32 protein-coding genes are annotated in these 25,834 nt (G+C 65.7%); 13 read left to right on the top strand and 19 right to left on the bottom strand.

Features of this window, described 5'->3' with window-relative positions; translation table 11 throughout:
- Positions 1–59 precede the first annotated feature (59 nt).
- Positions 60–614, top strand: a complete 555-nt coding sequence (locus C7411_RS30515) for a type 1 glutamine amidotransferase domain-containing protein (protein WP_110387699.1) — start codon at positions 60–62, stop codon at positions 612–614.
- 21 nt (positions 615–635) lie between these two features.
- On the opposite strand, the gene C7411_RS38470 is transcribed toward C7411_RS30515, so the two are convergent.
- Complete coding sequence (locus tag C7411_RS38470; protein WP_341476967.1) at positions 636–1,058, bottom strand: KUP/HAK/KT family potassium transporter; 423 nt, start codon at positions 1,056–1,058, stop codon at positions 636–638.
- Complete coding sequence (locus C7411_RS30510) at positions 952–1,839, bottom strand: KUP/HAK/KT family potassium transporter (protein WP_243413401.1); 888 nt, start codon at positions 1,837–1,839, stop codon at positions 952–954. Before C7411_RS30510 ends, C7411_RS38470 begins: the two co-directional genes overlap by 107 nt.
- A gap of 191 nt (positions 1,840–2,030) precedes the next feature.
- Between C7411_RS30510 and C7411_RS30505 the strand changes: the two genes are divergently transcribed.
- Entirely contained in the window at positions 2,031–3,011 is a 981-nt protein-coding gene (locus C7411_RS30505) for a bifunctional helix-turn-helix transcriptional regulator/GNAT family N-acetyltransferase (RefSeq protein ID WP_110387698.1), read from the top strand.
- Positions 3,012–3,060: 49 nt separating this feature from the next.
- Here C7411_RS30505 and C7411_RS30500 read toward each other — a convergent pair whose 3' ends face one another.
- Positions 3,061–3,945: an isocitrate lyase/PEP mutase family protein gene (locus C7411_RS30500; RefSeq protein ID WP_110387697.1), complete on the bottom strand. Its 885-nt coding sequence runs from the start codon at positions 3,943–3,945 to the stop codon at positions 3,061–3,063.
- Between the two features lie 225 nt (positions 3,946–4,170).
- Between C7411_RS30500 and C7411_RS30495 the strand changes: the two genes are divergently transcribed.
- Together C7411_RS30495 and C7411_RS30490 are read left to right on the top strand one after the other, a co-directional pair.
- Complete coding sequence (locus C7411_RS30495; protein ID WP_373682698.1) at positions 4,171–4,782, top strand: LysE family translocator; 612 nt, start codon at positions 4,171–4,173, stop codon at positions 4,780–4,782.
- Between the two features lie 16 nt (positions 4,783–4,798).
- On the top strand, positions 4,799–5,644 hold the full coding sequence (locus C7411_RS30490; RefSeq protein WP_110387695.1) for an alpha/beta hydrolase: 846 nt from the start codon (positions 4,799–4,801) through the stop codon (positions 5,642–5,644).
- 161 nt (positions 5,645–5,805) lie between these two features.
- On the opposite strand, the gene C7411_RS30485 is transcribed toward C7411_RS30490, so the two are convergent.
- The 3 genes from C7411_RS30485 to C7411_RS39065 all read right to left on the bottom strand — a co-directional run bounded on the left by C7411_RS30485 (position 5,806) and on the right by C7411_RS39065 (position 6,975).
- Positions 5,806–6,075 carry a hypothetical protein gene (locus tag C7411_RS30485; RefSeq protein ID WP_110387694.1) on the bottom strand — a complete coding sequence of 90 codons (270 nt, stop codon included), beginning with the start codon at positions 6,073–6,075 and terminating at the stop codon, positions 5,806–5,808.
- A 38-nt stretch (positions 6,076–6,113) separates the two neighbouring features.
- Entirely contained in the window at positions 6,114–6,332 is a 219-nt protein-coding gene (locus C7411_RS30480; protein WP_110387693.1) for a hypothetical protein, read from the bottom strand.
- Positions 6,333–6,471: 139 nt separating this feature from the next.
- Entirely contained in the window at positions 6,472–6,975 is a 504-nt protein-coding gene (locus C7411_RS39065) for a hypothetical protein (RefSeq protein WP_373682703.1), read from the bottom strand.
- On the opposite strand from C7411_RS39065, the gene C7411_RS30470 reads away from it, so the two are divergent.
- Both C7411_RS30470 and acnB read left to right on the top strand, forming a co-directional pair.
- Positions 6,895–7,293 (top strand): DUF3175 domain-containing protein, encoded by a 399-nt coding sequence (locus C7411_RS30470; protein ID WP_110387692.1) that lies wholly within the window; start codon positions 6,895–6,897, stop codon positions 7,291–7,293. The genes C7411_RS39065 and C7411_RS30470 overlap by 81 nt on opposite strands.
- Positions 7,294–7,472: 179 nt before the next feature.
- A complete protein-coding gene (gene acnB / locus C7411_RS30465; RefSeq protein WP_110387691.1) occupies positions 7,473–10,058 on the top strand; it encodes a bifunctional aconitate hydratase 2/2-methylisocitrate dehydratase in 2,586 nt (861 codons plus the stop codon).
- Positions 10,059–10,260: 202 nt separating this feature from the next.
- Here the strand turns inward: acnB and C7411_RS30460 are convergent, their stop codons facing one another.
- Positions 10,261–10,413, bottom strand: a complete 153-nt coding sequence (locus tag C7411_RS30460; RefSeq protein WP_110387690.1) for a BON domain-containing protein — start codon at positions 10,411–10,413, stop codon at positions 10,261–10,263.
- A gap of 91 nt (positions 10,414–10,504) precedes the next feature.
- Between C7411_RS30460 and C7411_RS30455 the strand changes: the two genes are divergently transcribed.
- Positions 10,505–11,155 (top strand): ureidoglycolate lyase, encoded by a 651-nt coding sequence (locus C7411_RS30455; protein ID WP_110387689.1) that lies wholly within the window; start codon positions 10,505–10,507, stop codon positions 11,153–11,155.
- Positions 11,156–11,464: 309 nt separating this feature from the next.
- Here C7411_RS30455 and C7411_RS30445 read toward each other — a convergent pair whose 3' ends face one another.
- From C7411_RS30445 to C7411_RS30435, 3 genes are all read right to left on the bottom strand, one after another.
- Positions 11,465–11,776, bottom strand: coding sequence for a high-potential iron-sulfur protein (locus C7411_RS30445; protein WP_110387688.1), 312 nt, complete (start codon positions 11,774–11,776; stop codon positions 11,465–11,467).
- 231 nt (positions 11,777–12,007) lie between these two features.
- Positions 12,008–13,021, bottom strand: coding sequence for a zinc-dependent alcohol dehydrogenase family protein (locus tag C7411_RS30440; protein WP_110387687.1), 1,014 nt, complete (start codon positions 13,019–13,021; stop codon positions 12,008–12,010).
- Positions 13,018–13,278 carry a hypothetical protein gene (locus C7411_RS30435; RefSeq protein ID WP_110387686.1) on the bottom strand — a complete coding sequence of 87 codons (261 nt, stop codon included), beginning with the start codon at positions 13,276–13,278 and terminating at the stop codon, positions 13,018–13,020. Before C7411_RS30435 ends, C7411_RS30440 begins: the two co-directional genes overlap by 4 nt.
- 117 nt (positions 13,279–13,395) lie before the next feature.
- Here C7411_RS30435 and C7411_RS30430 point away from each other — a divergent pair, with 117 nt between their 5' ends.
- Complete coding sequence (locus C7411_RS30430) at positions 13,396–13,635, top strand: hypothetical protein (protein WP_110387685.1); 240 nt, start codon at positions 13,396–13,398, stop codon at positions 13,633–13,635.
- Positions 13,636–13,643: 8 nt separating this feature from the next.
- Here C7411_RS30430 and C7411_RS30425 read toward each other — a convergent pair whose 3' ends face one another.
- Positions 13,644–14,054: a hypothetical protein gene (locus C7411_RS30425; RefSeq protein WP_110387684.1), complete on the bottom strand. Its 411-nt coding sequence runs from the start codon at positions 14,052–14,054 to the stop codon at positions 13,644–13,646.
- Positions 14,055–14,549: 495 nt separating this feature from the next.
- Here C7411_RS30425 and C7411_RS30420 point away from each other — a divergent pair, with 495 nt between their 5' ends.
- The 3 genes from C7411_RS30420 (at position 14,550) to C7411_RS30410 (ending at position 17,575) form a co-directional block, all read left to right on the top strand.
- Positions 14,550–15,428: a LysR substrate-binding domain-containing protein gene (locus C7411_RS30420; RefSeq protein WP_110387683.1), complete on the top strand. Its 879-nt coding sequence runs from the start codon at positions 14,550–14,552 to the stop codon at positions 15,426–15,428.
- Between the two features lie 156 nt (positions 15,429–15,584).
- Entirely contained in the window at positions 15,585–16,739 is a 1,155-nt protein-coding gene (locus tag C7411_RS30415) for a methionine aminotransferase (RefSeq protein ID WP_110387682.1), read from the top strand.
- A gap of 47 nt (positions 16,740–16,786) precedes the next feature.
- A complete protein-coding gene (locus C7411_RS30410) occupies positions 16,787–17,575 on the top strand; it encodes an ABC transporter substrate-binding protein (protein WP_110387681.1) in 789 nt (262 codons plus the stop codon).
- Between the two features lie 61 nt (positions 17,576–17,636).
- On the opposite strand, the gene C7411_RS30405 is transcribed toward C7411_RS30410, so the two are convergent.
- Together C7411_RS30405 and C7411_RS30400 are read right to left on the bottom strand one after the other, a co-directional pair.
- Complete coding sequence (locus C7411_RS30405) at positions 17,637–17,873, bottom strand: hypothetical protein (RefSeq protein ID WP_110387680.1); 237 nt, start codon at positions 17,871–17,873, stop codon at positions 17,637–17,639.
- A gap of 33 nt (positions 17,874–17,906) precedes the next feature.
- Positions 17,907–18,485, bottom strand: a complete 579-nt coding sequence (locus C7411_RS30400) for a hypothetical protein (protein ID WP_110387775.1) — start codon at positions 18,483–18,485, stop codon at positions 17,907–17,909.
- 198 nt (positions 18,486–18,683) lie between these two features.
- Between C7411_RS30400 and C7411_RS30395 the strand changes: the two genes are divergently transcribed.
- On the top strand, positions 18,684–19,064 hold the full coding sequence (locus C7411_RS30395; protein WP_110387679.1) for a DUF3022 domain-containing protein: 381 nt from the start codon (positions 18,684–18,686) through the stop codon (positions 19,062–19,064).
- Positions 19,065–19,077: 13 nt separating this feature from the next.
- Here C7411_RS30395 and C7411_RS30390 read toward each other — a convergent pair whose 3' ends face one another.
- The 3 genes from C7411_RS30390 to C7411_RS30380 form a co-directional block, all read right to left on the bottom strand.
- Positions 19,078–20,400, bottom strand: coding sequence for an MFS transporter (locus C7411_RS30390; RefSeq protein WP_243413400.1), 1,323 nt, complete (start codon positions 20,398–20,400; stop codon positions 19,078–19,080).
- A gap of 127 nt (positions 20,401–20,527) precedes the next feature.
- The gene (mhpA, locus tag C7411_RS30385) at positions 20,528–22,069 is read right to left on the bottom strand and encodes a bifunctional 3-(3-hydroxy-phenyl)propionate/3-hydroxycinnamic acid hydroxylase MhpA (RefSeq protein ID WP_110387773.1); all 1,542 of its coding nucleotides are present in this window, start codon (positions 22,067–22,069) and stop codon (positions 20,528–20,530) included.
- 71 nt (positions 22,070–22,140) lie between these two features.
- Positions 22,141–22,992 (bottom strand): fumarylacetoacetate hydrolase family protein, encoded by an 852-nt coding sequence (locus C7411_RS30380; protein WP_110387678.1) that lies wholly within the window; start codon positions 22,990–22,992, stop codon positions 22,141–22,143.
- Between the two features lie 148 nt (positions 22,993–23,140).
- On the opposite strand from C7411_RS30380, the gene C7411_RS30375 reads away from it, so the two are divergent.
- A complete protein-coding gene (locus tag C7411_RS30375) occupies positions 23,141–23,719 on the top strand; it encodes a VOC family protein (protein ID WP_110387677.1) in 579 nt (192 codons plus the stop codon).
- Between the two features lie 15 nt (positions 23,720–23,734).
- Here the strand turns inward: C7411_RS30375 and C7411_RS30370 are convergent, their stop codons facing one another.
- The 3 genes from C7411_RS30370 to C7411_RS30360 all read right to left on the bottom strand — a co-directional run.
- Positions 23,735–24,490: an IclR family transcriptional regulator gene (locus tag C7411_RS30370; RefSeq protein WP_110387676.1), complete on the bottom strand. Its 756-nt coding sequence runs from the start codon at positions 24,488–24,490 to the stop codon at positions 23,735–23,737.
- Positions 24,491–24,719: 229 nt separating this feature from the next.
- The gene (phbB, locus tag C7411_RS30365) at positions 24,720–25,463 is read right to left on the bottom strand and encodes an acetoacetyl-CoA reductase (protein WP_110387675.1); all 744 of its coding nucleotides are present in this window, start codon (positions 25,461–25,463) and stop codon (positions 24,720–24,722) included.
- A gap of 277 nt (positions 25,464–25,740) precedes the next feature.
- A partial coding sequence (locus C7411_RS30360) for a hypothetical protein (RefSeq protein WP_133253724.1) occupies positions 25,741–25,834 on the bottom strand: 94 nt, incomplete at its 5' end.

Raw genomic sequence — 25,834 nt, 5'->3', positions numbered from 1 at the left:
GCTGCGGTTGAGAACGGTTTCAATCGATCACAGCCGATCGCAACGAGGAGGAAATCGCAATGGCCAACATGCTCGACAACTGCAAGGTCGCAATCCTTGCCATGGACGGATTCGAGGAAGTCGAACTTACCGGGCCGCGCCGCGCCTTAAAGGAAGCGGGGGCGCAGGTGGACGTGATCTCGCAGAAAAGCGGTCAAATTCAGGGCTTTCGTCACGTCGACAAGGGCAGCAAGATCAAGGTGGACCGCACTTTCGGCAGCGCGAAGGCAGACGACTACGACGCGGTCGTATTGCCCGGCGGCGTGGTGAACTCGGACGCCATTCGCCTGATTCCGGAAGCCCAGGCGTTCGTGCGCGCCGCCAACGACGCGCACAAGACGATTGCCGTGATCTGCCATGGCGGTTGGCTGCCGGTCTCGGCCGGGATCGTCAAGGGGCACACCATGACGAGCTGGCCCACGCTGCAGGACGATATCCGCAATGCGGGCGGCAAGTGGGTGGACGAGACCATGGTCCACGACGGCAACTTCATCACGAGCCGCAAGCCCGACGATCTACCGGCCTTCAACGCGGAGATCATCTCCACGCTTTCGGCGGTGGCGGGCACGGCATGACGGCGCTGGCCGACGTCATGCTCATAGCGCCACCTGCACGCCTGGCTCGACCAGGTGCGCGGGAGCCAGACCGTAGTACTCCGCGCTCGAAGTACAGTGATACGACATGAACGCGAAGAGCCGCGCGCGCCAGCGGCTCACGTCCTGCTGGGCGTGCTCGCGCAGCACCTCGTCGCGCGGCACGTAGAACGTGGTTTGTTGCGGGTCGAAACGCCAGTCGCCCAGCCGGCCCTGCAGCGCGGCCAAAAGATGCGGCAGATTGGGCCGCTCCACAAAGCCGTGATGCGCGACGATCTCCCAGCAGCCCGCACCGAGATCGCGAGCTTCGATGCGCGTTTCATCGTCCGTCTGCGGTGCGGACTCCGAAACGTTGGCGAACACCATCACCGTACGATGCAGGACGTGATTGTGACGCACGTTGCTCACGAGCGCGGCCGGCGTCATGCCGGGTGCGTTGCCCGGATAGAAAGAACAGCACGAGAAATACCACGGCCACCAGCAATCCGGCGTTGACCGTCGGAACATAGATCTGCCCGCGCCGCGTGCTCGAGGTTTCGATCGTGCGCATGCGCGGCAGGAAGCCTGGCTCGATGGCCTGGCTCGTCATCGAAAACGCGCCCGAGATCACCGCCTGTGAGGCAATGATGGTGGCGAGCATGGCGATGCCGATCGCCGGAATGAGCGCCCAATGCGGCACTGAGCGAAAGAACGGCTGGCTGGCGCCGCCCGGCTCGAACAGCACGGTCGCGGCCTGGCCGAAGTAACCCGCGACGATCGCGGGCAGCACGACGCAAAAGAACGCGATGCGAATGGAGCGCGTGCCGAGGTGGCCGATGTCGGCGTAGAGCGCCTCGGCGCCCGTCAACGCAAGGATCACTGCGGCGAGCACGCCAAACGCGAGCGCCGGGTGCGCGAGCGCTGTGAGCGCGACGATGCCGCCCTCGCCTTCGTTGTCTGCGCGCATGACGAAGCAGGCGTACTTGAGCACCACGACGATCAGCACCGCCCACAGGATCATGGAGAGCACGCCCATCACCACGGGCGGCGCCGTGGAATGCGCCGTCTGGACGGCTTCGCGCAGCGCGTAGATCGGGCTCGTGCCGATGTCGCCGAAGACCACGCCGAGCGCGCCGAGCACCAGCGCGCGCTGACCGGGGTCGTCGGCCTGCTTGCGCGGCTTCTTTTTCGGTGCGTTTCTGAACGGATTGAGGCGTTCCTGAAGCATGGCCGCGCGGCGTTCGTGGAGGCTCTGCCTTCTCGCAATTGGCGTTCCTCTCGAACCCGAGCGAGTCGAGGGTCGAACGGCAATTTCCCGACTGCGCTGCGAGCTTGCGTTCCCTGCCGGGCGCGCCTATATTCCCTTCGAATGGTTGCGACCCGCAACCATTCGAAGGGAATACCATAACGGAGACCATCATGGATTTTGTCGACGTGCCCGCACAGCCCCGCGAGACGACCATCCTCGAGCTGCGCGAGTTCTCGCGACGACTCGTGCGCGAGCTGGGCTTCATGCGCGCGACGCTCGCCGACAGCGATCTCGCCCCATCCGCCGTGCACGCCATCATCGAGATCGGCGCGCAGCCGGGCATCAACGCGAGGGCGCTGGGCGACATCCTGCGGCTCGACAAGTCGAACACGAGCCGGCAGGTCGCGCGGCTCGAGGCGGCCGGTCTCGTCAAACGCAAGACCGACGACGACGACGCGCGCTCCGCCGAACTGACCCTGAGCGCGGCCGGCCAGAAGCTGCGCGCGAAGATCGACCGCTTCGCCACGGATCAGGTTTCGAACGCGCTGCGCAGGCTCGTTCCCGCCGACCAGCAGGCGCTCGTGCGCTCGCTCGCGCTCTACGCCGACGCACTCGCGCACGACAACCCCAACGAGACCGGCGCGACCGCGCCGGCGGCGGGGGTGCAGATCGTGGAGGGCTACCGGCCCGGCTGCATTGGCGACATTGCGAGCCTGCACGCCCGGTTCTATGCGGCGAACTGGGGCTTCGGCGCTTACTTCGAGAAGAAGGTGGCGACGGAACTCGCCGAATTCGCCGGTGCCTTGCCGGCCGCTGGCAAGGCGCTCTGGCTCGCGATGGAGCGCGACCGCGTACTGGCTTCGCTTGCCATCGACGGGAACGAGAGCGGCAACGCAGGCGTCGCCCATCTGCGCTGGTTCATCGTGGACGACTCGCTGCGCGGCACCGGCATCGGCAGGCAGTTGATGACGAACGCAATGCAGTTCGTCGATGCGTCCTACGCCGAGACTTACCTGTGGACCTTCAAGGGTCTCGACGCCGCGCGGCATCTGTACGAGTCGTTCGGCTTCCAGCTCGCGCAAGCGTTCGAAGGCGACCAGTGGGGCACGAAAGTCACGGAGCAGCGCTTCGTGAGACGCCGCCCCGATTGACTCGCATCAAACGGAACTTGCCGGGCGCCCGTGGCCGGGGGGGTGTCGTTCAGTCCTTCGGCGCGTACTCGCTATCGAGCCGGTCGAAGAGCGGCTTGTTCACGAGACGCTGGCGCTCGGCGAACGGCGCGACGATCGTCGCGTCTTCGTCCAGGCGGCCGTTTGCGCGCAACTGCCCAAGCGCGCGCTGCATGCCGACCACCGCACCCTGCAGCGCCGCGTTCGCGTACAGCACCAGCGCGTAGCCAAGGCCCGCCAGCGCTTCGCGCGACTGCACCGGCGTCTTGCCGCCAATCACGATGTTGATGAGCTGCGGCGCGTCGATGAGCCTGGGCAGGCGTTCGATGTCTTCGAGCTTTTCCGTGGCTTCGATAAAGAGAATGTCCGCGCCCGCCTCGATGAACGCGTGGCCGCGCGCGATCGCGTCTTCGATGCCGTGCACGGCGGCCGCGTCGGTGCGCGCCATGATGAGCAGGTTGCCGTCTTCGCGCGCGTCCACCGCCGCGCGGATCTTGCCCACCATCTCGCCCGCGCCAATCACTTCCTTGTTGGCGAAGTGGCCGCACTTCTTCGGCATCACCTGGTCTTCGAACTGGATCGCGTCGGCGCCGCTGCGCTCGAGCGTGCGCACGGTCTGGCGCACGTTGAGCGCATTGCCGAAGCCCGTGTCGGCGTCGACGATGAGCGGCAGGTTGACCGCGTCGCGCACGCGCGCCGTGTGCTCGGCAATGTCGCTCAAACCGATGAAACCGAGATCGGGCAGGCCGAAGGACATGTTGGTGACGCCCGCGCCCGTGAGGTAGAGCGCTTCGAAGCCGGCGTCCTCGATCACGCGGGCGCTCATGGCGTTGAAGGCGCCTGGCACGAGCAGGCCGCGGCGTTCGTTGACTTTGGCGCGGAAAGCGGCGCGGCGTGCGGCAGTGGAGGTGGTCATCGCGGTGACTCCGTTCAGTGGGTTTGAGATGGTGCTGACTTTCGCACGTTGTAAGCCAACCTGCGCAAGCCGGCCACAAGCCATATAAGACGATACTTTAAGCGCCCCAGCGTACGACTGGCCGCGGCGCAGGATGCGCTCGTCGCGCATCGCCCGGAGTATCATGCCAGGCATCCACGATGCGTCGATTGAGGGCGCATCGAACCTGCCGCGGAACCTGCCATCGTGAACTATTTCAACGTCCTGCTCGCGCTTTCGGGCGTCCTGCTGCTGAGCGTCGCCAGCCCCGGACCGAACTTCGTCATCGTCACCTCCACGGCCGTCGCCTCGCGGCGCGCGGGCCTGGCGACTGGCCTCGGCCTCGCGGCCGCCTCCGGCACGTGGGCATGGATAGCCATCGCGGGCGTGAGCCTGATCGTCTCCCACGTGGCCTGGATCGGCACTGGGCTGCGAATCGCGGGCGCAGGCTATCTGATCTGGCTCGGCGCGAAGATGCTCCTTGCCGCGCGACAGCCCCTGCAGGTTGCGGCGCAGGCGGGCGCATCGGGCTGGGCCGCCGCGAAAAAGGGCTACGTCGTCAGCATGACGAATCCCAAGGCCATTGCGTTCTACGGCAGCATCTTCGCGTTGATGGTGCCCGCCGCCGCGCCGCGCTGGCTCGAAGTGGCAGTCGTCGTGATTGCGATCCTCATCTCGTGCGTCTGGTATTGCTCGATGGCCCTGCTCGCCTCACATCCCACCGTGCGCCAGTTCCTCGTCCGGCGCAAAGCCGCGCTCGACTCGGTGGTGGGCGTCGTGCTGATCGGGCTCGGCGGGCGCATGCTCGCAGGGCGCTGAGCCTCGTCACGCGGCCATGAGCGCTCGCTTGGCTTCGCACCGGCGGCGCGCCGCGCCGCTGGCGGCGGCATTGACATTGGCGTTCGTGCTCGCAGCGTCGTCCTTGCTGGCCCACGCGCAAAGCGCGCCCAAGGTCGTCGACATTCCTGCCCGTCCCGGCGTCACCCAGCGTTTTCTCTTCATTGCGCCCGCAGCGCCAAAGGCGGCCGCGATTCTTTACGCCGGCGGCCACGGCGGCCTGCAACTGGACCCGCAGGGAAACTTCGGCTGGGGCGCCAATAATTTTCTCGTGCGAAGCCGCATGCTGTTCGTGGACGACGGCGTTGCCGTGGCGGTCGTCGACGCGCCGAGCGACCGGCAATCTCCGCCCTACCTCGACGGCTTTCGCCACACGCCCGAACACGCCGGGGACGCCCGCGCCGTGATCGCATGGTTGCGCGAACAACTACACGTGCCGGTATGGCTCGTGGGCACGAGCCGCGGCACGCAGTCGGTTGCGGCCATTGCCATTGCGCTCGCGAACCCCGGCGCGAACCCCGGCTCGGGCCCGGACGGCATCGTGCTCACCTCGACGATCCTGCGCGAAAACCGCGGCGGCGACCCGGTCACGGGCATGAACCTCTCCGCGCTCAGGATCCCCGTGCTCGTAGTGCACAACAAGGACGACGCCTGCAAGCTGTGTCCGGTATCGGAGACAGACACACTCATGCAAAAGCTCACGCAATCGCCGAGAACGAGGCTGATGCTCGTCTCCGGCGGCACCTCGCGGGGCGACCCGTGCGGGGCGCTCGCCTATCACGGCTTCAACGGCATCGAAAGCGAAGTCGTGCACGGCATCACGGCGTGGATGCTCGCGCCTTAACGGGGTTTTCGCGCCGGACGCCTCCCCTCTTCCCGCACCTCGCTTCTCAGCCAGTCGCGAAACGCCGTCAGGCGCGGCAAACTCGCGCCGCTGCTGGACGACGCCCCGGAAGTGCGCGTCTACGAAGACGCGTAAAGCGCGCGCCGGGGTATTTCGCACGACTAGCCGCCCTTCCTTTTCACGGGCGCACTGTTGTGCCCGAACGACCCCGGCGGCTCCGCCCGGCCGTGATGGCCGAGCGGCACCTCCGCGGTCTGCTCCGGATGCGGGCCGCCCTCGCGCGGCATGACCTCAGGCCGCGACGCCGGCTGATCGAAGCTGCCCGGCGCACCCCGTGCGGGTTTCTCCTGCGCCGGTTGCTTGCCGGAGGCGAGTTCGTGGCCGGTTTCGCCGGACTCGTCCGGCGTGGGGTTTTGTGTCGAAAGACCCATACTCGGCTCCTTGAAAGCACGGATGCCAGGCATCCTGTTCACGGTTTCGGACCACTCGCCGGCGCCATTTGCGCGCCGGCTGGCGCCGACATCTGGCTCGTCGAAGCGTCCGTGGTTTGCGGGCGAGCACCTTCGTCCGCACGCTTGCAGGCCGCACAGCCGAGCGCCAGCGCGGCCACGCCGGGCAGCCACCAACGCAGCCACGAGTGGGCGCGCCGCCTGCCCGGATTGGCAGCCGATTTTCCTGTGCTTTTCATCCGATCCCTCCCTTGTGCGCGGCAATTGCAATTCCGCTCGCCACGCTTGTAATTCTTCTACCCGTTCCCGTCGGTCCGATCTTCACGATTGCGCCAACTCGCTCTTGCGCCAGTTCTGCGCCCGCCATTCATTCCCCCTTCATTCCCGATAGGCCGCCATCACGATCCACATGTCGCGCTCGCCGTTGCTCACTTCAGCAGCCAGCGCATAGCGGTCGTGCGGGCTGCAGGCGTTTTGCAGCGCCTTGCGCGCCTGTTCCGTGTTGTCGTACTCGCGCTTTTCCAGCGGACGCACCTCGTTGCGTCCCTCAAACATCTTCTGGTCCTTGCGATAGATAAGCGTTTCATTCTTCCATTCGCGAAAGCATTCCCGGACATGCTGGAAATTGCCGCCGCAGACATTCACTTCATAGCGTGGCGTTGACTTCATGATCGTCTGCCTCCCTTGCCGGTTCGACGCGCCCTCTCCGCGTGCGTATACACCGCGTGGCCGCATAGGGCGTGCCGGACATCGCCGCATTGCGCAGCCGGTACTGCATTTGCGCAGCGAGTGAATCGTCTGATGGGAGAAGTCATGAACACGAGCCAGCATCCTTCTACGCGACGCAAGGGCGGCCGCCCCGCGCGGCAGCGTCATGCCCATGCGCGCGTCGCCAAAGCTCAAAGGAAAAGCGCGGCGAGCGGCGCCACGAACAAATGGTCGAAACACGTGAACGAAACGAGCGACGCCATGGACATCGAGGCCGGCGTATTCAGGTCCGGCAGCGCCGAAGCAATCGCCCGCGCGCTCAAGGAGTCGTCGCTGCACAGCCGGCGGCGCAAGGGCACGCCATTCCAGTCGGCCATGTCGATGCTGAACTTCTACATCAACCGCGCGGGCAGAAACCTGCCCAAATCGCGGCGCGACACGCTCGCGAAAGCAAAAGGAAAGCTGCGGGAAGCGTTTGGCCGCAAACCCTGAGGGAAAATCGCAGGCTTTTCCACGCCGGCATCGGCGTCGCAGTCAACTCTTATATAAGACATAAGACATTTGACGTTATATCGTATTGCGCTTAAAATCCCGCTCAAAGCAGTATCTGGAAAAGCCTCGGAGTGCCCGAAAAGCCTTCGCCTTCAAACGCAATACCAGTAGGTTCCCCAATGCTTGAAAACTATCGCGCTCACGTAGCCGCACGCGCCGCGCTCGGCATTCCCCCCCTGCCCCTCACGGCTCAGCAGACCGCCGAACTGGTGGAACTGCTGACCAACCCGCCCGCGGGCGTCGAGCAAATGCTGGTCGACCTGATCACGAACCGTGTGCCCGCAGGCGTCGACGAAGCCGCCCGCGTGAAGGCCGGCTTCCTCGCTGCCGTGGCCAAGGGCGAAACCGCCTGCGCGCTGATCTCGCGCGCTCGCGCGACCGAGCTGCTCGGCACGATGCTGGGCGGCTACAACATCGCCCCGCTGATCGAACTGCTGTCCGACGCCGAAGTGGGCACCGTGGCTGCCGACGCGCTGAAGAAAACCCTGCTGATGTTCGACCAGTTCCACGACGTCAAGGAACTGGCCGACAACGGCAACGCCAACGCCCGGGCCGTGCTGCAAAGCTGGGCCGACGCCGAATGGTTCACGAGCCGTCCGGAAGTGCCGCAAAGCCTGACCATCACCGTGTTCAAGGTGACGGGCGAAACCAATACCGACGACCTCTCGCCGGCCCCGGACGCGACCACGCGCCCCGACATCCCGATGCACGCGCTGGCGATGCTGAAGAACGCCCGTCCCGGCATCACGCCGGAAGAAGACGGCAAGCGCGGCCCGGTCAAGTTCATCGAATCGCTGAAGGAAAAGGGCCACCTGGTCGCCTACGTGGGCGACGTGGTCGGCACCGGCTCCTCGCGCAAGTCGGCCACCAACTCGGTGCTGTGGTTCACGGGCGAAGACATCCCCTACATCCCGAACAAGCGCTTCGGCGGCGTGTGCCTGGGCGGCAAGATCGCCCCGATCTTCTACAACACGATGGAAGACGCCGGCGCCCTGCCGATCGAACTCGACGTCTCGAAGATGGAAATGGGCGACGTGGTCGAACTGCGTCCGTACGAAGGCAAGGCGCTCAAGAACGGCGAAGTCATTGCCGAATTCCAGGTCAAGTCCGACGTGCTGTTCGACGAAGTGCGCGCCGGCGGCCGCATTCCGCTGATCATCGGCCGCGGTCTGACCGCCAAGGCGCGTGAAGCGCTGGGCCTCGCGCCGTCGACGCTGTTCCGCCTGCCGCAGCAGCCGGCCGACAGCGGCAAGGGTTTCTCGCTGGCGCAAAAGATGGTCGGCCGCGCTTGCGGTCTGCCGGAAGGCCAGGGCGTGCGCCCGGGCACGTACTGCGAACCGAAGATGACCTCGGTCGGCTCGCAGGACACCACGGGCCCGATGACCCGCGACGAACTGAAGGACCTCGCGTGCCTCGGCTTCTCGGCCGACCTCGTCATGCAGTCGTTCTGCCACACCGCCGCGTATCCGAAGCCGGTGGACGTGAAGACGCACCAGACGCTGCCGAACTTCATCAGCACGCGCGGCGGTATTGCGCTGCGTCCGGGCGACGGCGTGATCCACTCGTGGCTGAACCGCATGCTGCTGCCGGACACCGTCGGCACCGGCGGCGACTCGCACACGCGCTTCCCCGTAGGCATCAGCTTCCCGGCAGGCTCGGGCCTCGTCGCCTTCGCGGCCGCCACCGGCACGATGCCGCTGGACATGCCGGAATCGGTGCTCGTGCGCTTCAAGGGCAAGATGCAGCCGGGCGTCACGCTGCGCGACCTCGTCAACGCCATCCCGCTCTACGCCATCAAGCAAGGCACGCTGACGGTCGCCAAGCAAGGCAAGAAGAACATCTTCTCGGGCCGCATTCTCGAAATCGAAGGCCTGCCCGATCTGAAGGTCGAGCAAGCGTTCGAACTCTCGGATGCATCGGCAGAGCGTTCGGCCGCCGGTTGCACGGTGCATCTGAACAAGGAACCGATCATCGAATACCTCAACAGCAACATCACGCTGCTGAAGTGGATGATCGCCCAGGGCTACCAGGACCCGCGCACCCTGCAGCGCCGCATCAAGGCGATGGAAGCGTGGCTGGCCGACCCGCAACTGCTGCAGCCGGATGCGGATGCCGAGTACGCCGCCGTCATCGAAATCGACCTGGCCGACGTGCATGAGCCGATCGTGGCCTGCCCGAACGATCCGGACGACGTGAAGACGCTGTCGGACGTCGCCGGTGCGAAGATCGACGAAGTGTTCATCGGCTCGTGCATGACCAACATCGGTCACTTCCGTGCCGCGTCGAAGCTGCTCGAAGGCAAGCGCGACATTCCGGTCAAGCTGTGGGTCGCGCCGCCGACCAAAATGGACCAGAAGCAGTTGACCGAAGAAGGCCACTACGGCGTGTTCGGCACGGCTGGCGCGCGCACCGAAATGCCGGGCTGCTCGCTGTGCATGGGTAACCAGGCACAGGTGCGCGAAGGCGCAACGGTCATGTCGACCTCGACGCGCAACTTCCCGAACCGTCTGGGCAAGAACACGAACGTGTACCTCGGCTCGGCGGAACTGGCGGCGATCTGCTCGCGTCTGGGCAGGATCCCGACCAGGGAAGAGTACATGGCCGACATCGGCGTGATCAACGCCAACGGCGACAAGATCTACCAATACATGAACTTCGACCGGATCGCCGACTTCAAGGAAGTGGCCGACACGGTGACGATGTAAGTGTCATGCCGGAGCGTGGCGCGGGATTTGGGTTGTAGATCCGCACCGCAGCACCGGACAGTGGCGCCGCAGGCCGAAGGCCCGCGGCGCCATTTTTTTTGCTCACCGGGTTGCCGCGTGATAAGCCGGGGTCGAGGGAGCCGCTTCGGGAAACGCCGACTGCATCCCGGGCAATCAGCGCGCGAATGCCAACGCGGTGCTTTCAGCCGTTCCCGCCGTGAAAGAGCGTCAGCTTGTTCGTCACCGAAGTCACGCCCTGCACCGAACGCGTCACCTCTTCCGCCTGGCGAATCTGGTCGCCCGTGCGAACCGTACCGCTCAGCACGACGGCGCGCGAATCGCGCCGCCGCACCATGAATCATTTGACCGCCACCGGGTACGCGCTCTAAGCTCGGTGCCGTTGCGGTTCCGGCGACCCGCCCGTTCGACGCCTGGTGAGATTCGTAATGAGCAAAGAGATCGATTACCTCAATCCCGCCCTCCCGCGAAACCTGCGGCGCGTGGCGATGCCCGTGGTCGACGCGACTTCGGCGACGCTGAACGGCTATGGCATGCTGGTGGACGACCCGCACGCATGCCAGGTGGAAATCGTCCAGTGGCCCGCAGCGGGGTCAAGACCGATCGACCCGGGAACCGGCGACGAAGCGGGCACGACCGAAGGCACGTTTGTGAGCGAATGGCGCGGCGACATTCTTTACGGGCGAAACGAAGCGGTAGGCGGCAACTATGTTCTCGCGTACGCAAGGGAGCCGGACGACGCACGCGAAGACAGCGCTACCGTACCGGAACGCATGTTGATATGGCATGCGAACTATCACCCCGACGGCGGGCAGCTGTTCTTTCCGCTCGATCGTCGCCCGTTCCATGTTCCGCTGGCATTGCCGGGGGACGACATTACGCCGGAGAAGTTCGTGTGCTTCCGCTTCGACGGACGGCAGGGTCTCTATATCCACCCCAACATCTGGCATGAAGGCGTGTTCACGCTCGACGGAACCCAGCGATTCTTCGACAAACAAGGCGCCGTGCATGCACGCGTCTCGGTCGAATTCGCGTCGGAATTCGGCTGTCTGCTCGAGGCCGCCATTACGCGTGACTGACGCGTGGGCGAGCGATCCGCTCAATCGCCCGCTGGATGCGGCGATCGGTTCGTCAGCGTGGTTCCTTGTCTGCCGGAGGTTGCCGGGGTTTCGGCGCCGGCTCGTCTGCGGAGCGCACCGGCTCGCGCGTACAGGCGTCCGGAGGCATGACAAAGGGAATGTCGTCGCGGCAACACGCATACACCGGAAACCCGTACGCGTTCGTACCGACGATGGTCGTAGGCCCGTGCAGCGGGCACACCGCCTTCATTGCGCCTCCCGAAACTCATTGCCCGATGGCTTGTAGCATACCCCTCGCGGGGGCATGGCTCAGGCCTTCTTCACGTAGGCATTGCACCAGCCTTTGGCGTCGACGATCTTGCCGCCATAGGTTGCGCACGGGCCGTTCGGCGCGCCCGGCTTGCCCTGAAACAGCTGGCAGTTCGCGCAGGTCTGTCCTGTCTGGAAGCGCGGGAATTTGGTCTTGTCGACTTTGCCCGCGTCGGTTTTATAGCCGAGCGCCATGGCGGTCGGATCGCTCTCGGAGAGCACCGGCGCGTCGGCGCGCGATTCGCTGGAAAGCGCCGCCGTGGAAGCCACGGAGGCGGCAAGGATCATGAAGCGACGACGGGAAAGCGGCATGGTGGGGCTCCTGAGCATGGAACGTACCCGGCTCTCGTTGTTGCTGATCGGCAGGCCGATGCGTTCGCGTTTTTTCCGTGTGCTGTCTATTTATATCACTTCGTGATGCGTTGTAAAGAACGGAAACATTGTGCTTCGCATGGCGCTTTTCATTATTTCGCCATGCAAAGCAATTTTCACGACGACCGCCTACGCGCGCCACATCGGCGCCACATCGGCGCCGCGTTGGCCTCACCAGGCCGCGCAGACCTTGCCGAAATGCGCCCCGGCCTGCTGATGACGAAACGCGTCGGCCAGTTCGTCCAGTCCGAACGTCCGGTCGAGCACGGGACGAATGCCTGCCTGGTCGAGCGCCGCGACGTAGTCTTGCTGCTGGCGCCGACTGCCCACGATCAAGCCCTGCAGGCGCGCCTGCTTCGCCATGAGCGCGGAGGTCGGCACGGTGCCTTCGCGTCCGGTCAACACGCCGATCAGCGCGATGTGGCCGCCCACGCGCACCGCGTCGATCGACTGGGCGAGCGTGCCGGGGCCGCCGACTTCGATCACGTGATCCACGCCCTTACCGCCCGTCATGTCGCGCACGAGCGCACCCCACTTTTCGTGTTGCCGGTAGTTGACCACCTGATCCGCGCCCAGCGCTTTCGCCCGCGCCAGCTTCTCGTCCGACGATGACGTGACGATGACCGAAGCGCCCATCATCCGCGCGATCTGCAGCGCCGCGATCGACACGCCGCCGGTGCCGAGCGTCAGCACGGTGTCGCCGGCCTTGAGGCCGCCGTCGGCCACGAGTGCGCGCCATGCCGTGAGCCCCGCTGTCGTGATCGTGGCCGCCTCGGCGTAGGTCCAGCCGCGCGGCGCGAGCGTGAAGGCGCTCGCGGGCCGCACGGCGTGCAAGGTCGCGAAGCCGTCCACGCCGTCGCCGGGCGTCTGCGCGAAGTTGCCCACGGCCTGCCACGGCAGGCCGTCCGCCCATTGCGGGAAGAAGCACGACACGACGTGGTCGCCGCGCTTGAATTCCGTCACGCCCGTCCCGACCGCCGACACCACGCCCGCCCCATCGGCCATCAGCACGCGCCCATCCGCCGTGGGGATCGCGCCGTTGGCCACCAGCAGGTCGTGAAAATTGAGCGACGTGGCGTGAAGCTCCACGCGGATCTCGCCGACGCCGGGCGCGCCGGGCTCGGCGATATCGCGCAGTTCGATCCGGTCGAGCCCGCCCGGCGCACGCACCACGGCGGCCTTCATTGCCGTGCTCCCCGCGCCTTACGCGCGGAGTCAGCGAGGCCGTCGAGCCAATCCTGGCACCCGTCGATCATCGGATTCGGGCGTGTTTTCGGGCGCGTCACAACCGGTCTGCCCTTCTGCGATTCCTGCGTGAGCGCGCACACGCCAGGCAGCGGCCAGACGTCGGCCGTGGAGAGGCCCGCCACGATCCCTTCGTTGGAGTAAAAGTTAACGGTCGTGCCGGGCAAGTCGTCATCCAGCCAGAAAATCTCGTTCATGTTCGTTACCTTTCGATGCTGTCGGTTTAGGTGCGGTGGACACGAGAAGTCATGCGGACAGTGCCGGAATAAGTCCAATCGCGGAACATATTTCTCATACACCGTATTGATACCAGAATGCCGGATTTGAAGCTCTTGCGGCTGCCCGGCGTCCTGCTCGACGAACGCAACGTTACGCGCGCCGCGATCGCGCCGGCGCAGCACGCGCGCCTGCAGGCACAGTTCGAAAGCGGCAGTATGGATCTGGCCCTGATCGCTGCGCCGCGGCAGCGCGCACGATCTCGCTCGCAGCATGGGTCAACGGCACTTCGCAGTGCACGGCCCCTACCGGTGCCGGCACTGCCCGGCAACGCTTGAAAAGGACGTCAGCAGGACGGGCTGCCGTTGGCCGCGCAGAACGCCGCGGGCGCACCCGCGATGAGAGGAAGCGGCGCGACGGGTCCTGGCGGTGGCGGCACAATCCTCACGGCGCCGCACCACGAAGTATGGCTGTGCCCGGCGCCGGGCACGCAGGGCGCAACGGCCGCGCGCATCTCCTCGGCCGCTTCCTCGTTCAGTTCGTTGCGTTCGCGCGCTTCGAGCGCGGGCCGCAGCTGGTCGTCCAGCCACGACGCGAACGCGACGACACAGCCCGCCGCGACGGCCAGCAGCACGGCCCGCGCCTTGTGCTCGCGCAGCTTGATGAGCAGGCGCACCGCCGCCGGGCGGCCCGTGATGGGCGCCTCGCGCCCGGCGGCGGCCCGCACTGCCGCTCCTTCGATGATTCTCGTTGCCACTGTCTATTCGTTTTGCTCTTGTGATTGCGCCAGGCGCCCGTATCGAGGCATACGGGTTAACGGCAGGCCGGAGCGATCCGCAAGGGGCGCAACGAAAATATTTGAAAGCCTCAGCGGTCCTCGCGCGAACGCTCCACGAACGCGAATACGGTTTCGCGGAACCGGCCTCCTGCGCGACGCCGGCGCCTGCTCGCGCTCGACACTGCATGCCCGCGCCGCGTCCTCCGCGCATGACGACGACACGCTCGTCGTCGTGCCGCCGTTCCCCGCCAGCCTCCTGGGCGCATTTCGATTCGTTGCGTCCGCAACCGGATGGCGGTTTCGCGCCTGCGGATCGCGCCGCATGCCCCGACGTCGATGACTGGACGTACGGCATGCGCGGCAGGCACGGCGCGAAGCGCAGGCCGCGCGAGCGATTGAAGCGGGCGGCCGTCGTATCATAGCGGCTCGATTCCCGCCGGGTGGGCGCACTCGCCCGGCCGCCCAACGACCGCCATGAGACGCCTCCCGCCGCTCAACGCCCTGCAGATTTTCGAAACGGTCGCCCGCTACGCCAGCTTTACGCGGGCGGCCGAGCACCTTTGCCTCACACAAGGCGCGGTCAGCCGGCAAGTCCTCGCCCTCGAGCAGTACTACGGCCTGCCGCTCTTTCGCCGCTCGTCCAAAGGTCTCACGCTCACCGCCGAAGGCGAGCAGCTGCTGCCCGCCGTGCGCGACGGCTTCGGGCGCATCGAGGAAGCCTCGCAGCGCCTCACGCGCCAGCGCACCGAGCTTGCGCTCAAGGTCCCGACCTGCGTAATGCGCTGGATGCTGCCGCGCATCATGCGCTTCCAGAACGAGCACCCCGACCTGCAGATCCAGATCACGACCACGTGGGGACACGAAGTCGACTTCCAGGCGGAGCCTTTCGACGCGGCGATCATCTACGGCTCGTCGCCCGGCGCCGACGTGCATGCGGTACCGCTCTTCGACGAATACCTCACGCCCGCCTGCACGCCCGAGGTGCTCTCGCGCCGCCCGCTCGTCACGCCCGACGACCTCGCCCATCACACCCTGCTGCATCCCACGCGCGACCACGCCGACTGGCGCCTGTGGCTCGCGCGCGCGGGCGCGAAAAAGGTCGATGCCGATCTCGGCCCCACGTTCGAATCGCTCGATCTTGCGGCCACTGCCGCCATGCAGGGTTTCGGCGTGGCCATTACCGACCGTACGCTCGTACGCGAGGATGTCGAGACACGCCGTCTCGTCATGCCCTTCGACCTCGCCGTTCCCACGGGCTCCCGCTACTATTTCGTGTACCCCGAGTGCGTGGCCCAGCAGCAGAAGGTGCAGTTGTTCAGCGAGTGGATGGGCCATGACCGCTCGACGCCGTAGCGCCATGAGGACAGCGCATGGCGGGCATGAGAATTAATCGATTGCATGCGGGCCGCTCTTTCGGCGTAATGGGGCGCTCAGCGCAAGGCCCGATCTTCCGGCAACCTCGCATCTGTCACACCATGCGGCCGCGCGCCGTCCAAAGGGAGACCAACCATGCAGAGCGCCGCGCAGGCCCGCTCCAAGCTGCCCGATGTAGGCACGACGATTTTCACGGTAATCGGCCAGCTTGCCGCCGAACATCAGGCGCTGAATCTCTCGCAGGGCGCACCGAATTTCGACCCGAATGCGAAACTCGTGGATGACGTGGCCGCCGCCATGCGCGCAGGCCACAACCAGTACGCGCCGATGGCGGGTCTCGCCGACCTGCGCGAAGCACTCGCCGCGAAGTTCGAGACGCTTCATGGCGCGCACTACGACCCGTCGAGCGAAGTGACCGTGCTCGCGAGCGCGAGCGAAGGCCTGTACTCGACGATCAGCGCACTCGTGCATCCCGGCGACGAAGTGATCTATTTCGAGCCGTCGTTCGACAGCTATGCGCCCATCGTGCGCCTGCAAGGCGCGAAGCCCGTGGCGGTCAAGCTCGCGCAGCCGCATTTTCGCGTGGACTGGGACGCGGTGAGCGCAGCCGTCACGCCGCGCACACGCATGATCATCGTGAACTCGCCGCACAATCCCACGGCCACGATTTTTGGCGAGGACGACATCGCGCGGCTTGCGGCGCTCACGCGCGGCACCGACATCGTGATTCTCTCCGACGAGGTGTACGAGCACGTGGTGTTCGACGGCGCGCCGCACCGGAGCATGGCGCGCTATCGCGAGCTGGCCGAGCGCAGCGTGATCGTTTCGTCGTTCGGCAAGTCGTATCACGTCACGGGCTGGCGCGTGGGCTATTGCCTCGCCCCCGCCGCGCTGATGGACGAGATCCGCAAGGTCCACCAGTTCATGGTCTTTTCCGCCGATACGCCCATGCAGTATGCGTTCGCACAGGCGCTTGCCGAGCGGCAGAGCTATCTTGGCCTCGCGGCGTTCTACCAGCACAAGCGCGACCTGCTCGCACGCGCGCTGGAAGGCTCGCGATTCGAGCTGCTGCCAAGCGAAGGCAGCTTCTTCATGCTCGCGCGCTTCCGGTCCTTTTCCGACGAGCGCGACAGCGATTTCGTGCTGCGGCTCATTCGCGACGCCCGCGTGGCGACCATTCCGCTCTCGGCGTTCTATACCGACGGCACCGACGAAGGCATCATCCGCCTGAGCTTTGCCAAGGATGACGAAACATTGCTCGAAGGCGCACGCCGCCTTTGCGCGATCTAGCGCACCGCATTCGAAACACAACGAACCTGATAGGCAAGGAGATCACCATGAAGCGACTCAACGCGCTCCTCGCGCTGGCGTGCGTGTACTGCGTACTCGGCCCGGCATCGGCATTCGCCGATGCGAACCTGTTGCGCTTCGGCGTCGAGGCGCAGTATCCGCCGTTCGAAACCAAAGCCGCGGACGGCACGCTGCAAGGCTTCGATATCGACATCGGCAATGCCGTGTGCGCGAAGGCGGGCATGACCTGCAAATGGATCGAAACCTCGTTCGACGGCCTGATTTCCGCGCTCCAGGGCCGCAAGTTCGACGCCATCAACTCGGCCATGAACGCCACCGAAAAGCGCCGCGAGGCCATCGATTTCACCACGGTGATCTATCGCGTGCCGAGCCGGTTGATCGCGCGCAGTGACAGCGGGCTCGTCGCCACCGCTGCGTCGCTCAAGGGCAAACGTGTCGGCGTGCTGCAGTCGTCGATTCAGGAGACCTATGCAAAGGTGCACTGGGAGCCCGCCGGCGTGACCGTGGTGCCCTACCAGGACCAGAACCAGATTTACGCAGACCTCGGCGCGGGCCGTCTGGACGCGACGCTCGTGCTCGCGCCAGCGGGCCAGAAGGGCTTTCTTTCGCAGCCAGAAGGCAAAGGCTTCGCCTTCGTGGGCGAAGCCGTGCGCGACGACAAGATTCTGGGCAGCGGCGTGGCGTTCGGCATCCGCAAGGGCGATACGGCCTTGCGCGAGCGCCTGAACGCGGCCATCGCGAAGATCGAGTCCGACGGCACCGTCACATCGCTCGCGCACAAATACTTCGGCGACATCGACGTTTCGCCCAGGTAATGCCCAGGTAACGCCCAGGTAATACGCGGCGTTCGGCGGCAGCCACCTGGCCTGAGCGAACTCAGCGACGCCCCGCCCGCGAATTGCGGTTCACATGGGCGTCGTTCTTCGTGCGCTCCTGGTACGCGTCGCCGCCCCAGCGGTCCGTGTCCTCCTGCCCGCTTTCCACGTCGCTATGCCCCTGGCGGCCCACCGAGCGCGGCTCGTGCGGGTGACGCCGCGCGAGCGGCTCACTGCTTTCGTGCTGCGGACGCTTGACGTGCGTGCCGTCGTCGTCCGGGCTCTCGTGATGCTTCATGCTGTCCTCCTTGTCGGCGCAACGCGCCGCCCCTCATTCGCGCAGCGGCTCGACGCTGCGGGTCGGGTCGAAGTCGGCCCAATGACCTTGCTGCCAGCGTCCATCCGCGCGCTCGATCTCCATGCCGCCCGCCGCGCCCAGCACCTGTGCCGCCGCGTGCTGGGTGCCTGGGCTCACATGCACGGCCACCAGCACGCCGGACTCGCGGGCCCTTGGCGTGCCGTCGGGCTCGTGGCCGAGGTCGGGCTGGCGCGCCTTGCCGCCGCCCTTCGTCTGCCAGAGCGCGCCCCCGAGCGTGCCCACATAGGCTCCCACGCCGGCGGCCACCGCCAGCACCACCAGCGAGTGGAACACGACGTACGAGATCAGCACGCCGAGCACGAGGCCGATCACCGCGCCCGCCGCCGCGCCCGTGGCCGCGCCGAGCGACGAGCCGCGCGCGCCCGGGTCGACGAACTCGTCGCCGCCCACCGGATACCGCGCGTGCTGGCCGCTCGGGTTCACGAAGAACGAGGCAATATCCTCGCCGACGAAGCCGTTCGAACGCAGCTTGTCGACGGCCACTTCCGCTTCGTGCAGGGTCGTGAAGCGGCTTGCAACGATCATGGACATGGCTCTCTCCTTGCAGGCTTCGATGAATGAACGTGCCGGGGCGAGCGCGCACGCGTCGTGCCAGTTTCTGGCGGTCTGCGCGAGTTGCGCGTTCGCCTGCCGCTTGCCAGCTAGCGCATCGGGCGTGCCCAACCCGGCTGGAACGCCCGATGCGCGCTGCGAAGTCTCCGGGAATCAGCCATCGAGACGGGGGCCCCTATGAACACCTTCGATTTCGACCAGCGTCTGGAGGAAATCCAGATCGCTGTCGCGAATATTTTCGAATCGCCCAAGCGGCCGGCGGTCAGCCTCATCGACGAGGGTGAGACGATCGTCATCCAGCTTTCATGGGTCGTGGACTCGCACCGCGACACCACGCTCGACGCGCGCTGCGCCGCCACGCTGCGCTTCTCGCGCGCACAACTCGATCGCTACGCCGCGCTGGACACGGCGCGCCGGCGCATGATCCAGCAGCGCATTCGCGAGCGCGTGCGCGAGCGCTTCGCGGCGCAACAGACGCCACCCGCCGTCGAGGGCGCCTGCTCGGTCGACATCGAGGTCGACGATTCGGAGTTCGAAACGCCGGAAGGCTTTCTTTGAGCTCCGCGAAAGCCTAACCTGCCGCTGCCGCCGGACGCTCCATCCGCGAGCGCGACGAAGCGTGCAGCCCGAGGTTCGCCACCAGTGCAACCAACGCCGAGCCGATCACGTACCATGCAGGCGCGGCCGGCGACCCGCTCATGCGCACGAAGGCCGCGCAGAGCAACGGCGCAAATCCGCTGAATACGACGACCGAAACGTTGTACGCGAGCGCGATGCCGCTAAAGCGTACCTGCACCGGAAAGAGATCGGCGAGGACCGCGGCCCATGTGCCGCTCGCGAGTGAGAACACCAGCGCGGCGAACACGAACAGCACGACCACGTTCACGCTATGCGCCGCGAGCGCCGTATAGAACGGCCAGGCAAGCGCGGCGAGCAGAACGCACGACAGCCGCAGCAGGTATCGGCGCGGCACGAAGTCGCCAGCCCAGGCCGCCGCGAGCAGCCCCGCCGAACTGACGAGCAGATACGCATTCTGGGCGAGCGCCGCCTCGCGCGGCGCATATCGCAACGTCTCGATCAGATACGCAGGCATGTGGCCGTAGAGCACGCCGTTGAAGCCCGCCATCACCGCAATCGAAAGCGCGCCGCTCACCACCGCGCCGCGATGATGGCGCAGCGTTTCGCGAAACGGCTGCTTCGCCACGGCGCCCTGCATTTGCCGGAACTCAGGCGACTCGTCCAGATTGCGGCGCAGCAGATACGAAACGATCCCGCACAGGCCGCCCACGAAGAATGCGATGCGCCAGCCGTAGCTTGCGGCGTCGGCGGGAGTAAGCGCGGCCTGCACGACGAGATTGACGATCGTCGCGAGCATCACGCCGGTATTGATCGCGCAGACGATCACGCCGGCTGCGAGGCCCGCGCGCCGCGGCGCCGCTTCCACCGCGTAGGTGATCGCGCCTGGCATTTCGCCGCCCACGCAGAAGCCTTGCAGCACGCGCAGACCGATCAGCGCAATGGGCGCGGCAATGCCCCAGCGCGCGTAATTGGGCAACAGGCCGATGCAGATCGTCGCGATCGTCACGACGACGATCGAGCCCACGAACACGGGCCGCCGCCCGATGCGGTCGCCAAGGCTGCTGAGCACGATGCCGCCGAGCGGACGGATGACATAGCCAATGGCGAGCACCGAAAACGTGAGCAGCATGCTCACGAGCGGGTCGCTCGCCGGAAAGAATTGCGCGGCGATCGAATGCGCGAAGAAGCCGTAGATCACGAAGTCATAGAATTCCAGCGAGCCGCCCAGACTCGCAATGAGGATCATCTTCCATTGGGCGCGGGTCAGGCCAGGCGCTGCGGCGTGCGTCGCCGGCAGGGAGGGTGTCGTCTCCATTTGCTCTCCTTGTTGATGGACTTGGGGGCGCTCGAGTTGCTGCTTGCGGATCTATGTCCTGCGCCTCTTTTTCAAAAGCATCGGCCCGGGCAGCCGCGTTTCACTGAGGACCACCCCGGGCGTCGGGTCAAGCGGCTTCGCACCGCTGCGGCGCACACGCAACGCCTGCGCGTGCGAGCAGCGCGGCGAGCTCGCCCATATCGTGCGCGACGCCGCCGATGTAGCGGTCGGGCCGCAGCAGCACGGCCCGCGCACCGGCTTCCTCGAGCCAGGCGCGAAGCTGCTCGCGCGCAGCCGGCACGATCGCCACGCGCTCGCGGTGTGCCGCGTGAGTCAGCGCGTCCTGCGCGCATTGCGCAAGCGCTTCGTCGACGATCAGCGCGAAGCGATAGCCGACGGCGTCATCGAGGCGCGAGCCGTCGTCGAACACGGGTTGCGGCCCGATATCGCCGCCAGCGGCACCTGCGTGCCAGCCCGGGCCGAGACGCGGCTGGGGCGTGCGAAATTCGCGAATCGCCGCCGTCATCTCGCGGTCGCGCGCAGCAACCGCGTCGCTGTCGGTGGCCTGGATCACGCCGCCTAGCTGCACCGCGGTTTCGATGAACGTGCGCACGTGCGGCTCGCGCTCGCTCTCGTAGGTGTCGAGCAGCGTGTCGGGCAGCGCGCCGTCGATCACGTCGGCAAGCTTCCATGCGAGGTTCGAGGCATCGCGTATGCCCGCGGCCATGCCCTGCCCCATGAACGGCGGCGTCTGGTGCGCGGCGTCGCCCGCGATCAGCAGCCTGCCGCGCCGCCAGCCCTGCGCGATCACCGAATGGAACGTGTAGATCGCCGAACGTTCGAGTTGCGCATGCCCGGGCGTGATCCATCGTGCGAGCCGCCCCCAGATCCATTCCGGCGTGCCGATGCGGCGCTCGTCGTCGCCCGGCATCACCATGATTTCCCAGCGGCGGCGGTTGTGCGGCCCGCGCGTGTACGTGATCGGCCGCGCGGGATCGCAGTACTGGATCGAATAGTCGCCGAGATCGGCGCGCTCGCCCTGCAGCAGCGCGTCCACCACGACCCAGCGCTCGTGCGATTTGAGATCGGCCAGTTCGGTGCCGATAAAGCGGCGCACCGTCGAGCGCGCGCCGTCGCAACCCACCACGTAGCGCGCCGTGGTGTGGGCAAGCCGCCCTTGCGCCGTATCCTCGAAGCGGATGCGCACATGGCTGTCGCGTTCGTCGAGCGCGAACACCTCGTGGCGCAGGTGCACGTCGGCGCCACCGCGCTCGGACAGCTGCGCCCGCAACGCCCGTTCGAGATCCGGCTGATGAAACTTGTAGCTTGCGCACCAGCCTTGCGGGCCGATGCCGCCGGGCCGGGTCCAGTCGATCATCAGCTCGCCGCGTGCATTCACGAACTTCATGCCGGGTCCGACGAAGAGATTGGGCAGCAGGGTCTGCGCGATCCCGGCAGCCTGAAACACGCGCATGCATTCGCCGTCGAAGTGCACGGCGCGCGGCAGCTGGAACACGTCCTTGTCGCGCTCGAACACCACGACTTTCTGGCCGCGCAGCGTGAGCAGATTGGCGAGCGTCGCGCCCGTCGGCCCGAAACCGACGATCGCGACGTCATAGTCGGGCGTCTGAGTTGATCTGCATTCCGAATTATTTATAGCATCCTTCATCTTGTTCACCTGATACATCGCCAACGGCGTGGATGACTGCGCCGCGCGCAGCGCGGGCGGCGTCCTGCGGCTTACGCTTCGTCCGCGACGGGATTCCTGAGCGTGCCGATGCGATCCACCTCGACTTCCACCACGTCGCCGTGCTTCATGAAAAGCGGCGGATTGCGCTTCGCGCCCACGCCGCCGGGCGTGCCGGTCACGATCACGTCGCCGGGGAACAGCGGCGTGAAGGTGGAGAGATACGCGATCTGCTTCGCAATGCCGTGAATCAGCATCTGCGTGGTCGCGCGCTGTACTTCCTGCCCGTTCAGACGCGTGACGAGCGTCATCAGCGCGTTCGGCTCGATCTCGTCGCTCGTGACCATCCACGGGCCGAACGCGCCCGTATGGTAGAAGTTCTTGCCCGGTCCCCATTGGCCCGTGTGACGCTGCCAGTCGCGCACCGAGCCGTCGTTATAGCAGCTATAGCCCGCGATATGACGCCATGCGTCGGCCTCGGCGATACGCCGCCCGCCCTCGCCAACGATCACGGCAATCTCGCCTTCATAATCGAACTGCGTAGACTCTCGCGGACGCAGCATCGGCTCGCCCGCGCCCACCTGCGAAGCCGGCAGGCGCATGAAGATCACGGGCTGCCCGGTGATCTCGCGATTGGTTTCCTTCACGTGCTCGGCATAGTTCAGGCCCACGCAGAAGATCTGCTGCGGATTCGCAATGACGGGCTCGAGCGCGACTTCGGCGAGCGGATAGTCGCCCTTGCCTTCGCTCGCGGCGCGTTGCGCTTCGGCGAATGCGCCGGCCGCGATCAACGACTTGAGGTCGGCATGGCGGCCGCCCAGGCGCTTCTTGAGGTCGAACACCGCGCCGTCGCGCACGACGCCGAACGACGAACCTTCATGGGTGGAAAAGCTGGCGAGTTTCATGATGCTCCAGTGATGATAAAGAGTTTAGTTTCCCCGATACCTTTCCGGGTATTTATTTGTGCATTTATCGTATTTTGAGAATACACTACGAAAAACGTGTCGCACAACTTTATTCTCATCAGGGTTTATCACTACCACCGGAGACAACATGACTCTGCCGAATACCGAACCGGCCACGAAGCGAACCGGCCTCACGCTCAGCCACATGGGCTTTTTCGTGAGCGACATGGCGAAGCTCGAAGACTTCTACACGCGGGTGCTCGAATTCACGGTGACGGACCGCGGCACGTTGCCTTCGCAGCAGGGCACGGTCAGCCTTGTTTTTCTCAGCCGCGATCCTCGTGTGCATCACCAGATCGTGCTGGCGAGCGGCCGGCCCGAGCAGTTGCCATTCAATCCGATCAACCAGATTTCATTGGAGGCGGACAGCCTCGCCACGCTCAAGCACTTTCACCGGCGCTTCGTGGAGGAAGGGGTGGAGGAGATCGTTCCGGTCACGCACGGCAATGCGATCTCGTTCTACGCGCGCGATCCGGAGGGCAACCGGCTGGAGATATTCATCGACACGCCGTGGTACGTGGATCAGCCCATGCGCGTCGCCGTGGACTTCACGCTGCCCGACGACGCGTTGCTGGCCGAGGTCGAGCGCCATGCGAGCACGTTGCCGGGCTTCCGGCCACGCGCGGTGTGGGAGAGGGAGATGGCAGCGCGCATGGGCGTAGCGTGACGCGGCCCCGCCGTTTTATGACTCGATCAATGCACGCACACGCGTGGAAATGCGCGCAGCGGCTTCCTTCACGGCCTCGACCACGCGATCGAGGTTGAAGAATGCGAGGCGCTGCTCGGGCACGACGAGCGCGAGCGCGGCCACGGCTTCACCCGACGCGTCGGTGAAGAGCGGCGAGGCGACGGCGGACATGCCCGCTTCGAGTTCGCCCTTCGAGAAATAGAAGCCGGCGCGGCGGATCTTGAGCAGGCTCGCGCGAAATTCTTCGAGCGTGGTGCCGAGTCCGCTGGCCGCGATGTCCTCGGGGTACTGCTCGAACAGCGCGGCGAGCTTCGCCTTGGGAAACGTCGAGAGGATCGCCTTGGGCGCGGCGCCAAGAAAGAGCGGCCGCGGACGGCCGCGTCCATAGCGCAGGTCGAATGCGGCGTCGTGCGATTCACGATGCGTATCGACGAGTTCATTGCCGTACCAGCGCGACATGACGGCATCGAAGCCCGATTGTTCCGCGAGTTCGCGCATGACCGGCTGCCCCGCTTTCAACAGAGGATCGGAAATGCGCAGATGGTAGTCGAGCGTGATGATGCGCGGGCCGAGGCCGTATTCGCCGCCTGCGAAGCGCAGCAGCATGCCCGTATCGACGAGTTCGCGCAGATAGCGGTAGGCGGTCGGCACCGAGCACTGCAGTTCGGCCGCCACCTGTTCGGCGGAAAGAAAAGGCCGCGCCTCGGAAAAGAGTTCGAGGATGGACAGCAGTTTCGCAATGCTCGACAAAGGCCAGTCTCCGGTCACGCGTTGGGTGGCCAATTATAGCGGCACGCTTCACCGCGTTCGTGCCCCGCAAACCGGCGGCACCATGCAAAACCGCCGCATTGCAGGGCGCGCTTTACACGTCCCCCGCAATGCGGCGGTCGGTATGGATTACCGCTGCCACATGCGCCGCGCATCGCCCAGGCGAAAGTCGCCTGACATCATTCATGCGCGATACCTGTTTAGCATAGCCTTATTGCATATGCTGGCCGCCGTTGATAGGAATATTTGCGCCCGTCACGAAGCCCGCTTCATCCGAGCACAGGAACAGCACGAGTGCCGCGACCTCACCGGGGTTGCCGAGGCGGCCCATCGGAATCTGCGGGAGGATCTTCGTGTCGAGAATGTCCTGAGGAATGGCGGTCACCATTTTCGTGGCGAGGTAGCCCGGCGAAATGGTGTTCACGGTCACACCCTTGCGCGCCACTTCCAGCGCGAGCGACTTCGTGAAGCCGTGCATGCCGGCTTTTGCCGCGGCGTAGTTGGTCTGGCCGACCGAACCCTTCGAACCGTTCACCGACGAAATGTTGATAATGCGGCCCCACGCGCGCTCGACCATGCTGTCGCACAGCGGCTTCGAAATGTTGAAGATCGAGTCGAGATTCGTGCGCAGCACGGCGTCCCAATTGACCTTGTCGAGCTTGCGGAACGTCATGTCGCGCGTGATGCCCGCATTGTTCACGAGAATATCGACGGGCCCGATCTCGCTCTGGATCTTCTTCGCGCCGCGCTGGCACGAATCATAGTCGGCCACGTCCATGCCGTAGGCGTGGAATTCGCGGTCGGTCTCCTTCATGCGCGCCAGCCAGTCCCTGGCGCCCGCGTTATCCGGCGAGTGCGTCACGACAACGCGATAACCCGCGTCATGCAGTTTCACGCTGATGGCCTCGCCGAGGCCGCCCATACCACCTGTCACCAATGCAATACGATTAGTCATCCTATATATCCGCGAGAGTTGAGCGTCATTCAATCCGTGGCGTTGCGCGCTACGCGTGCCGGCGCCACATGCACTGTTGCCCGGCTTCATCCTTCCACCCAGGACGAAGACAAGGCGAATACCGCGCGGCTTCTGGTCAATTTCTAGTATTGCGCGTGGTTGCTGCTGCAGGCGGATCGCCGCTGCTTACGCGCGGCGATCCGCCTGATACCTCCTTGCTGCTCTGCTTGCTGCCTTGAAAGCGGGATCAAGCGGGATCAAGCGGGATCAAGCGGGATCAAGCGCGCTCGAGCGCGAGCGCCACGCCCATGCCGCCGCCGATGCACAGCGAGGCGAGACCCCGCTTCGCGTCGCGGCGCTGCATCTCGTGC

The sequence above is a fragment of the Paraburkholderia silvatlantica genome (assembly GCF_003096715.1).
Lineage (GTDB): Bacteria > Pseudomonadota > Gammaproteobacteria > Burkholderiales > Burkholderiaceae > Paraburkholderia > Paraburkholderia silvatlantica.
This window is presented reverse-complemented; position numbering and strand designations above follow the sequence as displayed.

What these genes read in the sequence shown, in the direction of transcription:
- C7411_RS30420 (WP_110387683.1), top strand. Translation starts at nt 14,550, where the DNA reads ATGAGACGCCTCCCGCCGCTCAACGCCCTGCAGATTTTCGAAACGGTC.
- C7411_RS30380 (WP_110387678.1), bottom strand. Translation starts at nt 22,992, where the DNA reads ATGAAACTCGCCAGCTTTTCCACCCATGAAGGTTCGTCGTTCGGCGTC.
- mhpA (WP_110387773.1), bottom strand. Translation starts at nt 22,069, where the DNA reads ATGAAGGATGCTATAAATAATTCGGAATGCAGATCAACTCAGACGCCC.
- C7411_RS30505 (WP_110387698.1), top strand. Translation starts at nt 2,031, where the DNA reads ATGGATTTTGTCGACGTGCCCGCACAGCCCCGCGAGACGACCATCCTC.
- C7411_RS30455 (WP_110387689.1), top strand. Translation starts at nt 10,505, where the DNA reads ATGAGCAAAGAGATCGATTACCTCAATCCCGCCCTCCCGCGAAACCTG.
- acnB (WP_110387691.1), top strand. Translation starts at nt 7,473, where the DNA reads ATGCTTGAAAACTATCGCGCTCACGTAGCCGCACGCGCCGCGCTCGGC.
- C7411_RS30515 (WP_110387699.1), top strand. Translation starts at nt 60, where the DNA reads ATGGCCAACATGCTCGACAACTGCAAGGTCGCAATCCTTGCCATGGAC.
- C7411_RS30490 (WP_110387695.1), top strand. Translation starts at nt 4,799, where the DNA reads ATGAGCGCTCGCTTGGCTTCGCACCGGCGGCGCGCCGCGCCGCTGGCG.
- C7411_RS30440 (WP_110387687.1), bottom strand. Translation starts at nt 13,021, where the DNA reads ATGAAGGCCGCCGTGGTGCGTGCGCCGGGCGGGCTCGACCGGATCGAA.
- C7411_RS30470 (WP_110387692.1), top strand. Translation starts at nt 6,895, where the DNA reads ATGGGAGAAGTCATGAACACGAGCCAGCATCCTTCTACGCGACGCAAG.
- C7411_RS30405 (WP_110387680.1), bottom strand. Translation starts at nt 17,873, where the DNA reads ATGAAGCATCACGAGAGCCCGGACGACGACGGCACGCACGTCAAGCGT.
- C7411_RS39065 (WP_373682703.1), bottom strand. Translation starts at nt 6,975, where the DNA reads ATGGGCATGACGCTGCCGCGCGGGGCGGCCGCCCTTGCGTCGCGTAGA.
- C7411_RS30395 (WP_110387679.1), top strand. Translation starts at nt 18,684, where the DNA reads ATGAACACCTTCGATTTCGACCAGCGTCTGGAGGAAATCCAGATCGCT.
- C7411_RS30460 (WP_110387690.1), bottom strand. Translation starts at nt 10,413, where the DNA reads ATGGTGCGGCGGCGCGATTCGCGCGCCGTCGTGCTGAGCGGTACGGTT.
- C7411_RS30445 (WP_110387688.1), bottom strand. Translation starts at nt 11,776, where the DNA reads ATGCCGCTTTCCCGTCGTCGCTTCATGATCCTTGCCGCCTCCGTGGCT.
- C7411_RS30500 (WP_110387697.1), bottom strand. Translation starts at nt 3,945, where the DNA reads ATGACCACCTCCACTGCCGCACGCCGCGCCGCTTTCCGCGCCAAAGTC.
- C7411_RS30480 (WP_110387693.1), bottom strand. Translation starts at nt 6,332, where the DNA reads ATGAAAAGCACAGGAAAATCGGCTGCCAATCCGGGCAGGCGGCGCGCC.
- C7411_RS30430 (WP_110387685.1), top strand. Translation starts at nt 13,396, where the DNA reads ATGCCGGATTTGAAGCTCTTGCGGCTGCCCGGCGTCCTGCTCGACGAA.
- C7411_RS30400 (WP_110387775.1), bottom strand. Translation starts at nt 18,485, where the DNA reads ATGTCCATGATCGTTGCAAGCCGCTTCACGACCCTGCACGAAGCGGAA.
- phbB (WP_110387675.1), bottom strand. Translation starts at nt 25,463, where the DNA reads ATGACTAATCGTATTGCATTGGTGACAGGTGGTATGGGCGGCCTCGGC.
- C7411_RS30390 (WP_243413400.1), bottom strand. Translation starts at nt 20,400, where the DNA reads ATGGAGACGACACCCTCCCTGCCGGCGACGCACGCCGCAGCGCCTGGC.
- C7411_RS30375 (WP_110387677.1), top strand. Translation starts at nt 23,141, where the DNA reads ATGACTCTGCCGAATACCGAACCGGCCACGAAGCGAACCGGCCTCACG.
- C7411_RS38470 (WP_341476967.1), bottom strand. Translation starts at nt 1,058, where the DNA reads ATGACGCCGGCCGCGCTCGTGAGCAACGTGCGTCACAATCACGTCCTG.
- C7411_RS30415 (WP_110387682.1), top strand. Translation starts at nt 15,585, where the DNA reads ATGCAGAGCGCCGCGCAGGCCCGCTCCAAGCTGCCCGATGTAGGCACG.
- C7411_RS30510 (WP_243413401.1), bottom strand. Translation starts at nt 1,839, where the DNA reads ATGCTTCAGGAACGCCTCAATCCGTTCAGAAACGCACCGAAAAAGAAG.
- C7411_RS30435 (WP_110387686.1), bottom strand. Translation starts at nt 13,278, where the DNA reads ATGAACGAGATTTTCTGGCTGGATGACGACTTGCCCGGCACGACCGTT.
- C7411_RS30410 (WP_110387681.1), top strand. Translation starts at nt 16,787, where the DNA reads ATGAAGCGACTCAACGCGCTCCTCGCGCTGGCGTGCGTGTACTGCGTA.
- C7411_RS30485 (WP_110387694.1), bottom strand. Translation starts at nt 6,075, where the DNA reads ATGGGTCTTTCGACACAAAACCCCACGCCGGACGAGTCCGGCGAAACC.